Here is a 14,371-nt window from a genome sequence, read left to right as displayed (position 1 = left end):
GGGCCGCCGCAGCGGACCCTCTCATCTACGAATTTACTCGATTCGGTGTGATGCACGACATACTTCCCGGTGCGGGGTGGCCGTAACTGTTCAGAGTCCGGACACCCCACCCGCCTGCTGTGCGCCTTTATTAACCGCCGGCGGTTAATAAAGGCGCACAGTGGTTACAGCGCGTGGTCCTTGGTCTCGACGAGTGCCCAGGTGCAGATCAGGCTCAACACACCCAGGATCGCAAGCATGACTCCGATGGCCATGCTCCCGTAGGCCGAGGCCAGCGGTGCGGCGATCAGCGGCGGCACTGCCCCACCGAGCACTCCGGCGAGGTTGTAGCCGAGGCCGGCACCGGTGTAGCGGTAGCGGGTCTGGAACATTTCCGGAAGCAGCGCACCGCAGGGGCCGTAGGCGATTCCGAAGATCATGAGCGTGCCGAACATTCCGATGATGAACGCGATCGGCGATCCCGTGTCGAGGAGCGGGAACAGCACCAGCGCCCAGACGACGGCCAGACCACACGAGATCATGATGACCTTGCGGCGCCCGATGCGGTCCGAGTACAGAGCGGAAACGACGATCGCCGCACCGAAGACAACCGCGGAAGCGATACCGACAGACAGGACGAACGGACGGGAGAAGCCGAGGGTCTTTGTTCCGTAGCTCGTCAGGAAAGCCGTGCCCATGTAGAAGAACGCGAACAGGCAAGCCAGGGCGCCTGCCGAGAGGAGGATCTCCTTGGTCTGGAACCGCCAAGCATCCAGGAACGGGAGGGTGCGAGGTGCTTCGTTCTTCTGCTCCGCGACGCGCTCTGCCTGCTCCGCCTTGAAGACGGGAGTCTCCTCGATAGCGAGTCGCATGTAGAGGCCGATGCCGACCAACACGATGGAGAACAGGAACGGGATACGCCAGCCGTAATCGAGGAAAGCCTGGTTGGTGTCGCCGAGAACTGCGCCGGTGATGAGGAAGGTACTGCTCGAGAGAACGAATGCGATTGCAGGGCCGAGCTGCGGGAACATCGCATACAGACCACGTTTGCCCGGTGGAGCGTATTCCGCGGTGAGCAAGGTTGCGCCTGCCCACTCACCACCGACCGCGAAACCTTGGCCGAATCGCAAGAGCACCAAGATGATCGGGGCCGCGACACCGATGGTTGCAGCACCCGGCAGCAAGCCGATCAGGAGCGTCGAGATACCCATGAGCAGGAGCGTCGAGATCAGCGTCTTCTTGCGACCGATGCGATCACCGAAGTGTCCGAACAACATTGCGCCGACGGGCCGGGCGATGAATGCGACTGCGAAAGTCGCAAACGATGCGACAGTTCCCGCAGTGGCACCGAGCGCGGGGAAGAACACCGTCGGAAAGACAAGTGCCGCAGCGGTTCCGTAGATGAAGAAGTCGTAGAACTCGATAGTCGTGCCGATGCAACTCGCGATTGCGACGCGCCGCACACTGGTGGTGTTCTGCGGGGGCTGCGTCGCACCTGCGGCACTCGCACCCCCGGCGCCGGCGGCACTGGTGCCGCCTGTGGGAGAGACTGTGGTCACTCGATTCCTCCGTGGTCCCGTGGTGTCGCCCTGTGGGCATCACCGTCGATAGGAGGAAAGGTAGTGATGTGGCTCACCCCCGCACTACCCCCGAAAGGGGGTAGGAGTGATCTCGGTCACCACTTGTATGCAATGGTAACGAGTTTCACGACCCTCGACATGCCGCAGGCCGTCCGATTCGTTCTCACGAATCGGACGGCCCTCGAGAAACGGCGTCACGGTGCAACGCTACGGATCAAGCCTTACCGGCAGCCCCGAACAGTTCCTGACGGATCTCGCCCCACACCGTGGCGTAGGAGTCGATGATCGGTTCGGAAATCCACTTGGACTCCCCCGCTTGCACTTTCGCGAGAGCATCCGAGAAGAGATCCTGGTAACGAGACAACCGCGGAACGAATGCCGACAGATCGTCGAACAGGTTTGCAGCCCGGCTATCCAACTCTGCAAGGGAATCCGCATCTGCGTCGTCGATGAGCGCGGCGAACTCCTCGTCCAAGGGAAGGAACGCCTCGTACACCTCACCGATGGAGTCCTCGTCGATCGAGACGCGCTCGGCGTCCAACTGATCTTCGAGTTCTGCCAAACCTTTCTCGGTCAGGCTGATGGCGTTTTCCGCTTCGACCGCTTTGCCCTGCGCGACAAGTGCGTCGTACGCAGCTTGACCGGAAGCCGAGCTGACGCCCAGGTGCTCGGCCAGGACGACCGCTCCGACCCGCTCCTTGAGACGTACTGCTTGGAGCAGTGCCAACTCGTCCACATTGCCAGCGAAGGCCATCGATTTCTCCTACTCACGTGCCGCCTCTGCGGCTCCAGCATCACAGCGGACACCCGTGGGTTTCCGCAGCCCGACAAAGGGCTCGACAGAATCAGATCACACCCCGATCGATCGTTGTGAAGTCACCGCGACAAGTCGACCGTCACGCGACGGTATCGGCCTGATCGGGGATCACGCTGCCGTCTGCGCGGGTCACGGCACCTTTTGCCCCGGCCGCGTCGGTGTAAGCATCGGTCGAGCAGTGATAGGGAGCGTCCGCCCGGGACTTCGGTTCGATGAACATGGGGTTGACCAGCCATTTCCCGTCACTGTTGTCGTAGGCATTGCACATCAGTTCGGGATTGTTGCGGTTGATCACCAGGCGCGCACCGGTCGCATCTCCGAGGAACGTCACGTCGGTGACAGAATCACCGGCAGCAAATACCTGACGTCGATCGGCGGCCAACTGCTCGAACGCCGTAGGCCCTTGAACCCCGTAGACAACCTCGTTGACCTGGCACCGCTTCCCGTCGATGTACGGAATGACCGAGTCGTCACCGTCCGCAACCCCACCACATCCCCGCAGGCGCCCCGTCAGAACGCCGCCCTCGACGATCGGCCGAACTCCCATCACGTGATCGGCATCCAATCCCAGCTGCTCCGACCAGACACGAACGACCGGTTCGGCCGACGCGGAGATGATCCGCACGTCGAATCCATGAGCGCCGAGGGTTTTCACCAAATCTTCGACTTGCGCGTAGTAACGCACCGAGCCGTCGACTTCCGTGGTACCGACGGTCTGATCGGATCCTTCTGCAGCAGCGAGATTCTCGGCACGCGCTGCGCGGGCGTACTCGGTGATCTCGTCCTCGGTGTGCCCTGCCATCAACTGCACCGCCCACGCGTATGCAGCCTTGGTCCGGCGGTGATCGTAGCCGTCGAATGCAACCTGTCCGTCGCGAGTCTTCTCCTCGAGTACCGCAACGATCTCGTCAGCGCAGTCCAAGTCGGTACTGGTTACCAAGGGTTGACCCGGGGCGGTCTCCGAGCCACACGCGGCGGAAAGTGCGGCAGCGCCGGCTGGAGTCATGAAGCGACTGGTGGTTGCCCAGTCCGCTCCGGCGGGCTGTAACACCTTGTTGTTCTTGATCATCCAGAATGCAGTGGCGCTTCCGATGTCGTTCTTGACAACTGTGTTGTCCCAGTCGAAGAGCGCCAACGGAGCTCCGTCATCGACATCACCTGCAGCTCCACACGTTCCGAACTCCGTCATCATGGCATCCAACCTCACACGGTTGTCGCCGTACCACGCCAGACTGGGATCCAACGCAGCACAGGATGAACCACTCTGCGCCACATCTTCTTTCGGGGCGCTCTCGGCCGAACTACATGCAGTTGCACTCAACAGGACACTACCTACCGCCAACGCACACAGGGCGCGGGCATGCAGCGAACGGAACATCGATTCCCTCGTTTTCGTCGTGATTCGGGTACGACGGCATACCCGAGTGTCGATCGACCCGGGTATGCCGTGCAGTTGTCAATTAATCGAGCGTCAGCACTTCTCTCGACGCAACGGCGTCGGCGCGAGAGGTGTCCTTGAGGTCGACGCCGGAGCGGCCCAACTGGCGCGCTCCCGTCACCAATCCCAGGACGACACGAGCAGCCTGCTCGTATCCGAGTCCCTCGGGTGGGTGGACATTGGAAATGCAGTTTCGATCCGCGTCGGTACGACCGACGCGCGGAAGGTGAGTCAGATAGATCCCGACGCTGTCCGCAACGGAGAGCCCTGGACGTTCGCCGATCAGGACGATCGCCGTCTGCACTCCCATCGCGGCAGCGATGTGATCACCCAGTGCCACACGGGCATTCGTGGCGATCACCGGCGGCGCGATCGAGTACCGCTCCCCCAACACCGTGACCAACGCAGACAGTAATTGCTCGCCGTGGTCCATCAGTGCTCGCGGCGAGAGTCCGTCGGCGAGGATGAACCCGATTTCCTTGTCGGAACTCGCGATCGCACCCAGGTCAGCCGGTTGGCGCCCCAGGTCGGGTCTCCGGAGATACTCACTGCGGGTGGAGACGCTGCTCGCGACCACCACCGGCGCCCCGATGCCCACCCCTTCGACCCGACTGGCAAGCGTCTCGGAGTCGAGTGGCTCGTGGACCGCGTCGCGAGCTGCGGCGTGCGCTGCCTTGAATTCGAGAACCCGCTTGGTGGGCAACGAATCACCGGCACGGCCCAACCCGATACGCGATTGTGTGGTCTTGCGCAGTGGACCCCAGAAATCGAGGATCGGTGCCTGATCTTCGGTCATGAGTTCACCGTCAAAGCCCGCAACGGCGACATTTCGGCGTCGATCGGAAGAACCCGACCGTTTGCGTCGGTCATCCCCAAGTTGTGGAGCCAGGTCTCGAACTCCGGGGCGGGCTGCAAACCGAGAACCTTACGCACATACAGCGCGTCGTGGAACGCCAGACTTTGATAGCCGAGCATCACGTCGTCGGCGCCGGGCACCGCGATCACGAACGCCGCGCCGGCGACGCCCAGCAAGGTGAGCAGGTTGTCCATGTCGTCTTGATCGGCTTCGGCGTGGTTGGTGTAGCAGACGTCCACTCCCATCGGCAGCCCGAGGAGTTTTCCGCAGAAGTGATCCTCCAAGCCCGCGCGAATGATCTGCTTGCCGTCGTAGAGATACTCGGGACCGATGAAGCCGACCACGGTGTTGACCAGCAGCGGTTCGAGATCACGTGCCACTGCGTATGCCCTGGTCTCGAGTGTCTGCTGATCGACCGGGGCTCCGCCGGTGCCGTAGTGGGCACCTGAGCTGAGGGCGGACCCCTGCCCCGTCTCCAGGTACATGACGTTGTTGCCGACCGTTCCGCGGTTCAAGGAGCGCCCGGCCTCGTTGCCCTCACGCAGGAGCGGAATGTTCACTCCGAAACCGGAATTGGCGCCTTCGGTACCGGCAATCGATTGGAAGACAAGATCGACCGGCACCCCCGATTCGATCAGTCCGATCGTGGTGGTCACGTGCGAGAGCACGCACGACTGAGTCGGGATCTCGAATCGCTGACGGATGTCGTCGAGCAGGTGGAGCAGATCCGAGGTGGCCTGGGGTGAGTCCGTCGCGGGGTTGATACCAATGACGGCGTCGCCACATCCCATCAGGAGACCGTCCAATGTGGCCGCCGCGATGCCGCGTGGATCGTCTGTCGGGTGGTTTGGCTGGAGTCGGGTGCTCAGCCGGCCGGGCAGTCCGATGGTCGTACGGAACCCCGCGGTCACGGTGATGGCCTTCGCGACGGCGATCAGGTCCTGATTGCGCATGATCTTGCTGACCGCCGCAACCATCTCGGGGGTGAGCCCGGGACTTACGGCGGACAACCGTGCGGAAGCTTCCGGCGCCGACGCGGTCTCGAGCAACCAGTCTCGTAGTCCGCCGACAGTCAGGTGGGCCACCGGCGCAAAGGCCAGGCGATCGTGGCTGTCGATGATGAGCCTGGTTACCTCGTCGTCCTCGTACGGAACCAACAGATCTTCGAGGAACACCGTCAACGGAAGATCAGCCAGAACCCATTGAGCAGCAGCACGTTCGGCGTCGGAGCTTGCCGCACAACCGGCTAGTTCGTCACCCGACCGCAGTGGTGTCGCTTTTGCCATCAGATCGACGAGACCGTCGAACGAGTAGTTGGTTCCGGATACCTGCTGGTGATACTTGGCCATCCCGCGACTCATCCCAATTCTTCTTCCGCCTGTGCAAGTACAGCAAACTCCTCGTCCGGCGAGTTGGCAACAAGGTGGTAACGACTGTAGAGACCGAAGTACGCCATCAGAACTCCGAAGGCAACCAACGTCAGCAATGCCGCAACGGGATCGACCAGGAAGGTGGCCACCACCGACACTGCCGCGATCACGAGCGCAAACGAGGTGGTGGCGATACCGCCGGGCGTGCGGTACGGGCGCGGCATGTTCGGCTCACGCTTACGAAGAACGATGTGACTCACCATCATCAGGACGTAGCTTACTGCCGCGCCGAACACCGCCATGTTGAGCAACATTGCACCTTCACCGGTGAGTGAGAGCGCGAAGCCGATGATTCCGGGTACGACGAGCGCGAGAGTGGGGGCCTTGCGCTTGTTGGTCACCGACAGGTTCTTCGGCAGATAGCCGGCGCGGGAGAGCGCAAACGTCTGGCGTGAGTAGGCGTACATGATCGAGAAGAAGCTCGCGACCAGACCGGCAAGTCCGATGTAGTTGACGGCCTTTGCCGCTCCGCTGTCCCCCAGAGCCTCGACGAGCGGATTTCCGGAGGTGGACAGGGCGTCTGCGCCGAGCGCACCGGTGGCGAGGAAGAGAACCGTTGCGCCTGTGACGATCAGGATCAACATGCTGATGATGATGCCGCGGGGGACGTTCTTCTCCGGCTCACGTGCTTCCTCGGCGGCCAGCGGTACACCTTCGACCGCAAGGAAGAACCAGATCGCGAAGGGCACGGCGGCCCAGATTCCGAGCAGACCGAATGGCAGGAACGACGACGATCCGACTGCGCTGGTGTCGACGGCGATATCGGTGAGGTTGGACGAATCGAAAAGGCCGACAGCCGAAACCGCGAACACGACCAGGCCGACGAGTGCAATGGCGGTGATGATGAACATCGCCTTGAGTGCCTCACCGGCGCCGGTGAGGTGAATGCCGATGAAGATCGCGTACACCGCGAGGTACACCCACCAGCCGTCGGTGATCCCGAACAGGTTCAGGGACTCGACGTACGCACCGATGAAGGTCGCGATCGCTGCGGGTGCTATCGAGTACTCGATGAGAATTGCTGTGCCGGTGGCAAATCCGCCCCAGGGCCCCATGGCCCGTCTGGCAAACGTGTATCCACCACCAGCGGCAGGAAGTGCCGACGACATCTCGGCCATACCGAGCACCATCGCCAGGTACATACCCGCGATGACAACCGCCGCGATGAGAAGGCCACCGAAACCACCTTCGGCCAGACCGTTGTTCCAGCCGGCGTAGTCACCGGAAATCACATAGCTGACACCCAACCCCGCAAGCAGCACCCACCCTGCTGTTCCCTTTCGGAGTGTTCGTTTCTCCAGATACGAATTGTCTTCCGCATGGAAGTCTGCGCCGTCGTGGTGTGCACCCGCGGCACCGGCGTTTTTGCCGGTTGCGTGGTCGGAAAGAGACATGTCCATCCTCTGAATCGGTCAAGAATGAGACGACGCACGGTGGATGCGTCGCGTGAAATGAACGGTATGTGGGCGATGTACGGAGAAGGTCGCCTGGAGATGACCGTGCTGTTAACTGGCTGTCATGTGAGCGGCCCCGAGTCTGTTCAGATCTTCTTCAGGCTGCCGTTCTCAGGATCGGGCGGCCGCGCCCGGCACCGGGCAGGCGTCGACGGCCTCGGCGACCACCTGGGGAACCGTCGGGGGCAAAGGACGCACGCCCGCTTCCCAATCAGCGCCCACGAGAATGCTCGACGCGCCGAGTGCTTCGTTTTCGTCCGGTGTGAATGCCCTTGCTCGACTGAGGAATCTGAATCCTTCAGGAGACTCCAGGCTGAATCCACTGCCGCGGCCGGGCACGACGTCCAGTACCAACTGGGTGTGCTTCCAGGCTTCGAACTGTGATCCGGAAATCCAGACCTGTACAGCGTCGGTTCCGGTGGGAAGGTCTTCGGGAGTCTCTCCGACAGCAAGTCGGAGATCGATGATTCCGAGTAGTACGTCACGGTCCCCGACGATGAATTCGCCTGAGGGATAACACATCGGGGCCGAGCCGTCGCAGCATCCGCCGGATTGATGCATCATCAGTTCGCCGTGAGTCCCGCTGAGGCGGCGCAGGAGGTCAGCCGCCCCAGCGGTGGTCACCAACCGGGGTGGAACGGCGCCGGTATCGGGTGTGTCCGTGGCGCTCATTCCAACCTCCGTGTGTTTGTGCAGGTTTCGCGTGTTGCAGTCTTGCTCACCGGCACCCGCAGCGAGGGGCTCACGGGTACCGGTGGGTCGATCAGAAGAAGCCCTGAGCCTTCTGGGCGTAGCTGACCAGGAGGTTCTTGGTCTGCTGGTAGTGCGAGAGCATCATCAGGTGGTTCTCGCGGCCGATGCCGGACTGCTTGTATCCACCGAAAGCGGCGTGTGCCGGGTACTGGTGGTACGTGTTGGTCCAGACGCGACCGGCTTGGATGTCGCGGCCTGCGCGGTAAGCAACTCCGCCGTCGCGGGACCAGACACCGGCGCCCAAACCGTAGAGCGTGTCGTTGGCGATTTCGATGGCCTCGTCGTAGTCCTTGAACGAGGTGACCGAGACGACGGGTCCGAAGATCTCTTCCTGGAAGATGCGCATCTTGTTGTTGCCGGTGAACACCGTCGGCTGGACGTAGTAGCCGCCGGACAGGTCTCCGCCGAGTTCGGCTCGCTCACCACCGGTGATGACCTTGGCGCCTTCGGCCTTGCCGATCTCGATGTACGAGAGGATCTTCTCGAGCTGATCGTTGCTGGCCTGGGCACCGATCATGGTGTCGGTGTCGAGCGGATCCCCTTGGCGCACAGCCTTGGTGCGGATGGCTGCCATCGCGAGGAACTCGTCGAAGATGTCTTCCTGGATCAGCGAACGTGACGGGCAGGTGCAGACCTCGCCCTGGTTGAGGGCGAACATCGTGAAGCCCTCGAGTGCCTTGTCCTGGTAGTCGTCGTTTGAGGCGAGAACGTCGGAGAAGAAGATGTTGGGGCTCTTGCCACCGAGTTCGAGGGTGACGGGGATAAGGTTCTGCGACGCGTACTGCATGATCAGGCGACCGGTGGTGGTCTCACCGGTGAACGCGATCTTCTTGATACGCGGGCTGGACGCGAGCGGCTTTCCGGCCTCGACGCCGAAGCCGTTGACGATGTTGAGAACACCGGCAGGCAGCAGGTCACCGATGATGCCGATGAGGTGCAGGATCGAGACTGGCGTCTGCTCGGCAGGCTTGAGCACGATGGCATTGCCGGCAGCGAGGGCGGGGGCAAGCTTCCACACGGCCATGAGGATCGGGAAGTTCCACGGAATGATCTGGCCGACTACGCCGAGCGGCTCGTGGAAGTGGTACGCCACGGTGTCGGAGTTGATCTCCGAGAGCGAACCTTCCTGTGCGCGAATAGCTCCCGCGAAGTATCGGAAGTGATCGATGGCGAGCGGAATGTCGGCGTTGAGGGTCTCGCGGATCGGCTTGCCGTTGTCCCACGACTCGGCGAGTGCGATGGATTCGAGGTTCTCCTCCATACGATCAGCGATCTTGTTCAAGATGATCGCGCGCTCGGCGACCGAGGTCTTGCCCCAGGCCGGAGCTGCTGCGTGCGCTGCGTCGAGAGCGAGTTCGATGTCTTCTGCGGTGGAACGAGCCACATCACAGAAATTCTGTCCGGTCACCGGTGTCGGGTTCTCGAAGTACTGACCCTTGACCGGAGCAACCCATTCGTTGCCGATCCAGTTGTCGTATCGAGACTGGAAGGACATGATCGCGTCGGCGGTACCTGGGCGGGCGTACACGGTCATTGCAAGCTCCTATGTAAACGTGATCTTCCTGGGCGCACCCACCAAATCGGTGACTGCAATCCCACCCCCCGGTGGGGTGTGATTCACAACACTAGGAGTTGCAACGTTGCAAGTACGTTGCGTGCGAGAAACGCAGATGATTCTCAGATGCCCAATTGGCGGTCGAGGAGATCAATTCTAGCCTGGACCTGCGAATACAGCGGAGATTGAGGATCCAACGTGGACAGGTAGGCCTCCCACACGACGGAGTCTTCGCGGCCGTGTACCGACGTGGTCCACCGGGCCAGAAGGTTGGCGTCACCTCCACGCAGCAGAGCTGCCTGGACCCTGGTGCGTAGTTCTTCCCGCACCTCTTCGATGCCGGGAGACGCCGAGCCCGCCAGCACCGGGCCCGAATACAGTTTCATCGCCGTCGCTGCGTCGCCTCGATCCAACGCTGCCCGCACATCGCCGACATCTGTCGTGAACTCCGTGATGATCCGATAGGGGCGCGAAGCCAGCCGGTCGGCACCGAAAACCTTACGAAGCCGCGACATTTCCGCGCGAATGGTCACTGCGTCGAGTTCGCCCTCGTCGAGCAGGACCGCAAGGTGGTCGGAGCTGAGACCCTCCGGGTGTTCGGAAAGCAGAAGGAGAATCTCGGCGTGACGCTGCGAAATCGGGATGCGGTCACCGCCGCGAACCAGCGTCGGTCGGCCGGCACCGAATGTTTCGAGGCGCGGAGCCGTGGCACTGAGTGGGATGGGCGAGTTCAAGAGATGGAATCGCAATTCCGATTCGGCGGCCGCGACAGTTGCACGGATCAGTGACAGCACTTCGGGAACCGCAACCCTGGGACCACCGGTGATGTCGATGGCACCAAGGATTTGCCCAGTGGTGGGATCGTGGACGGGTGCGGCCGAACAACTCCAGTCGTGCACGGTTCGGTTGAAATGCTCGGATCCGAAAATCTGTACGGAGTGATCGAGAGCAAGCGCCGTTCCCGGCGCATTGGTGCCGACACGATCTTCGCTCCAATCGGCGCCTTCGACGAAGTTCATGGACAACGCCTTGTCCTTGGCCGAGTTGTCACCCTCCACCCAGAGCAGTCGACCGTGTGCGTCACTGATCGCGATCAGTAGTCCGGTTTCTGCAGCATCTTCCACCAGGAGTTTCCGAATCACCGGACGGATCAGTGACATGGGATGCGCGGAGCGATATTTTTCGAGCTCCAACCCTTCGAGCATCTCAGGGTTGCCGACCACATCGGGATTTACCCCCTTGTTGCGGCTACGCATCCAGGACTCGAGTACGACCGAGCGGACATGGGAGTCGTCGGTCAGCCCCTGGCCGGGCACGCCGCGAGCATCGATGAACGACTGATGGGCAGACGAAAGTCGCCGCGCGAGTAACGCGACGTCATCGCCTGGCCTGACCGCCACCCACGGGTTGCCGGACACAGCCTGTTCACGTGCCATATTTTGCGTTCCTCCGCTCCGTGGACCACTGTAACGCCGATCACAGCCCATAGGCGAGAACGACCATTCGGTATGACTGCCGACCCAGCCTGCTGCCCCTCGCGGTTACTCGTCACCGAGCAGAATGGCGCTTGCTCGTTCCGCAACCATCACCGCGGTCGCATGCGGGCCGCGGGTCGGGATCGTCGGCAGGATTGACGTGTCAACAATACTGAGTCCTTGCGCGCCGATCACACGGCACCGACCGTCGACGACTGCGAACGGGTCCGCCTCGGCACCCATCACGCAACTACCGGACATATGCAGCGACGTTCCCAGGCGGGATTCGACCCACTCATCGGTGTACTCCACGACGGGGCGATCGATCAACCCCGTCTCGGCGATCGACTCGAGAAGATTCTCGGCGATCTGCATCCCTTCCCGAATGGCAGCTCGATCGTGCGCCGACGCGACGTAGTTGTACCGAATACGCGGCGCCCCAGCGGGATCCCCCGATGCCAGTTCGATGCTTCCCCGGCTGCGCGGCGCCATCAGGACCACTCCGACGCCGTGGTCCATGCGAGGCGCACCGGGAACCAGGTCTGTGAAAGATGCGGTGTACGGACGGATTTCGATCTCAGCGAGGTTGAGGGCTGTCTCCAGCACCGGAGTCTGCGATCGAATCGTGCGGGCCTTCGAAAAATAGTACGGCAGCAGCACTTCCGGGTGGTCGACGAAGTTCTGTCCGACGCCCGGTCGATCGAGAACGACGGAAACTCCTTGCTCTACAAGTTGTTCCGCTGGACCAACACCGGAATTCAGGAGAATGTGCGGTGTCGCCACCGCGCCCGAACACACGACCACATGGTCGGCACGAATGCGTCGGACATTGCCGTCGCCGAGAACGTCGACGCCGATCGCACGGGTACCCGAGAACGCGATACGAATGACGTTCACTCCGGATTCCACCCGCAGATTCGGCCGGTGCAACGCCGGCATCAGATACCCGATCGCCGTACTGATCCGACGATGATCCGACACGTTCAGTGGCACTCGGCCCACCCCGAACGAGTCCGGCGCATTCTTGTCGACGTCGTCGGGAAAGCCTGCTCCGAGCGCTGCCGCATGAAACTCGCCGCTCAGTGGATGCAGTTGGTCCCACGCTCGACGCTCGACCGGGATCGGTCCGGCGGTCCCGTGGAACTCGCTCTCGAAATCACGATCCGTTTCGGACTTCTTGAAGTACGGCAAGACGTCGTCGTATCGCCATGAACTCGGCCAATGCTCGAAATCAGCACGGGTCGCGCGGGTGAAGTACGCACCGTTGACGGCTCCGGATCCACCGAGTGTCCGCCCCCGCGCAATTGTGGACGCCCGACGCGGCGTCAGTTCGACCGGATAGGTCCACGTGTATTCGCTCGCAGGTCCGACCGGCAGTCGGTACGGATCACCCAGGACGTCCGGGAGTTCGAGCGCCGATCGATATCCGCTTCCCGATTCGAGGAGCATCACCGTGGCGGATGGATCTTCACTGAGCCTGGCTGCGACCACGCAACCACACGTGCCACCACCGACAACCAGGAAATCTGCGTAGTCGGCTTCTGTCACTTGGTGATTCGAGGTTTCAGCGCCGCCCAGTCGCGGGCGTCGAATGCGCCACGCCAGAGTCCGGCTCCATACGCGATGTCGTCGGCTCGTTTGAAGAAGACGTACCGAACCGGTCCCAGCCCGCCTGGCTCACGGTGGCGATACCAGTCCACCAAACCTTCGGTGACTGCTGCAGCGACGGCCAGCCGCCGAATTCGCCTGGAGGCGATCACCGCCAGGAGCGTCACGGGCCAGTAGTGACGACACATTGCCGAGGCGAGTTGCCAGAATCCGCCGACAACTCCCTGCGCGGTGAGGATCGCCGCGATCCGGGTGGGTTGACTCAGGCCGGTGAACATCTTTCGCAGCCGGTAAACGGTAAACAGCAAAGCGCCGAGTGCGCCGGCAAGACCGGAACGGGTCAGTGTTGCGGCGGCGATGCACGCGAAGAGCGTCGAGAACGACATCGCCATCGGCGGAACCGAACCCTCGTGTCTTGCAGCCAACGGCGCCGCACCCGTGCCGTAGAACGCTCTCCTGGCGAACCACTTGTCGAACTGAACTCGATGATCGTGGGCGACATGCGCAACCGGTTCGTACCTCAGTCGCCAACCCGCAGCCTGCAGTCGCCAGCAGAAATCGACGTCCTCGGCTACTTCGAGACTCTCGTCGAAACCGTTGCATTCGAGTGCCACGTCGCGCCGGACGATCACGGCGGCGCTGGGGACATAGGCGACCGGACTGCCCGACTTCACCGCAGCTTCCTTGCGTCCGAGGTCGAGAGACGATCGCATGTTCTCGTACCGCGCCAGCGCCGTCCCGTACGGATCGAGGGCGACGATGCGGGGTGCAACTAGGGCAACCCCCGGATCGCTGAAGTGGCCCAACATCAACTCGAGCCAACCGGCACGCGGTATGACGTCGGAGTCCAGGAAAGCTACGAAACGTGTTTGGGCCGAACGCAATCCCGAGTTTCTCGCTGCCGAGGGTCCGCGGGCACTCTCGTGCCGGACCACTGTGATGGTGCCGGTGCCCGGGCAGGCGCGACGGGGCTCCACCGGCACTTCCGAACCGTCGTCGACAACGATGACGGTCAGATCCTTGAGGACGGGCAATAGGCGTTCGACGCCGGCCTGGTTGTCCTTGACCGGAATCACGACCGTGACATCGGCAGCGGACGGCGTCGACATCGGACGAGGATTCGCGACACCTGAATCGAGAAGGTGTCGCGCAACCGCAGCGCTCTGCTGATCGACCACCTCGAGGAAGCCGTCACCGATCATCGCCGCAGCCGTCGGCGCCAGCTTGAGCATCCGCGTCGGAGATCCGCCGATGAGTACCCGGCCACCCGAGTACGTGCGCACCTTGGGGTCCAACCGAATGCCGAAGCCGTCGGGGAGTCTTGCTGGTCGCATCAGATGATCGTAAGGGACGTAGCCCGTCGTGCTGCAACTCGTCGCAGCCTCGAAAGCCGTCGCAGGTGGACCGTCCGCCCCCACTCGGTCGT

11 protein-coding genes are annotated in these 14,371 nt (G+C 62.3%); all 11 read right to left on the bottom strand.

Translation table 11 applies throughout. The features are described 5' to 3' along the window. Positions 1-164: 164 nt before the first annotated feature. Positions 165-1,442, bottom strand: coding sequence for an MFS transporter (locus M1L53_RS13595; protein ID WP_085998903.1), 1,278 nt, complete (start codon positions 1,440-1,442; stop codon positions 165-167). Between the two features lie 331 nt (positions 1,443-1,773). Continuing rightward, positions 1,774-2,313, bottom strand: a complete 540-nt coding sequence (locus M1L53_RS13590; RefSeq protein WP_054186891.1) for a hypothetical protein — start codon at positions 2,311-2,313, stop codon at positions 1,774-1,776. Positions 2,314-2,455: 142 nt separating this feature from the next. Further along, positions 2,456-3,754 (bottom strand): HAD family phosphatase, encoded by a 1,299-nt coding sequence (locus tag M1L53_RS13585; RefSeq protein WP_054186892.1) that lies wholly within the window; start codon positions 3,752-3,754, stop codon positions 2,456-2,458. An 82-nt stretch (positions 3,755-3,836) separates the two neighbouring features. Further along, on the bottom strand, positions 3,837-4,610 hold the full coding sequence (gene eutC / locus M1L53_RS13580) for an ethanolamine ammonia-lyase subunit EutC (RefSeq protein ID WP_054186893.1): 774 nt from the start codon (positions 4,608-4,610) through the stop codon (positions 3,837-3,839). Beyond that, complete coding sequence (locus M1L53_RS13575; protein WP_019744243.1) at positions 4,607-6,031, bottom strand: ethanolamine ammonia-lyase subunit EutB; 1,425 nt, start codon at positions 6,029-6,031, stop codon at positions 4,607-4,609. The genes eutC and M1L53_RS13575 overlap by 4 nt, the downstream gene beginning before the upstream one ends. Then, entirely contained in the window at positions 6,028-7,500 is a 1,473-nt protein-coding gene (eat, locus tag M1L53_RS13570) for an ethanolamine permease (RefSeq protein ID WP_142006181.1), read from the bottom strand. The genes M1L53_RS13575 and eat overlap by 4 nt, the downstream gene beginning before the upstream one ends. Before the next feature lie 165 nt (positions 7,501-7,665). After that, entirely contained in the window at positions 7,666-8,226 is a 561-nt protein-coding gene (locus tag M1L53_RS13565; RefSeq protein WP_054186894.1) for a DUF779 domain-containing protein, read from the bottom strand. A gap of 91 nt (positions 8,227-8,317) precedes the next feature. Further along, a complete protein-coding gene (gene adh / locus M1L53_RS13560; protein ID WP_007730158.1) occupies positions 8,318-9,841 on the bottom strand; it encodes an aldehyde dehydrogenase in 1,524 nt (507 codons plus the stop codon). A gap of 143 nt (positions 9,842-9,984) precedes the next feature. Next, positions 9,985-11,298, bottom strand: a complete 1,314-nt coding sequence (locus tag M1L53_RS13555; protein WP_019744245.1) for a helix-turn-helix domain-containing protein — start codon at positions 11,296-11,298, stop codon at positions 9,985-9,987. 105 nt (positions 11,299-11,403) lie between these two features. Next, positions 11,404-12,885 (bottom strand): mycofactocin system GMC family oxidoreductase MftG, encoded by a 1,482-nt coding sequence (mftG, locus tag M1L53_RS13550; protein WP_054186895.1) that lies wholly within the window; start codon positions 12,883-12,885, stop codon positions 11,404-11,406. Continuing rightward, the gene (mftF, locus tag M1L53_RS13545; protein WP_007730153.1) at positions 12,882-14,279 is read right to left on the bottom strand and encodes a mycofactocin biosynthesis glycosyltransferase MftF; all 1,398 of its coding nucleotides are present in this window, start codon (positions 14,277-14,279) and stop codon (positions 12,882-12,884) included. The genes mftG and mftF overlap by 4 nt, the downstream gene beginning before the upstream one ends. Positions 14,280-14,371: the final 92 nt, after the last annotated feature.

The sequence above is a fragment of the Rhodococcus sp. T9N genome, assembly GCF_024436645.1.
GTDB classification, from domain to species: Bacteria; Actinomycetota; Actinomycetes; order Mycobacteriales; family Mycobacteriaceae; genus Rhodococcus_F; species Rhodococcus_F qingshengii.
The sequence above is the reverse complement of the archived record's forward strand: the minus strand, read 5'-3'. Positions and strand labels throughout refer to the sequence as shown.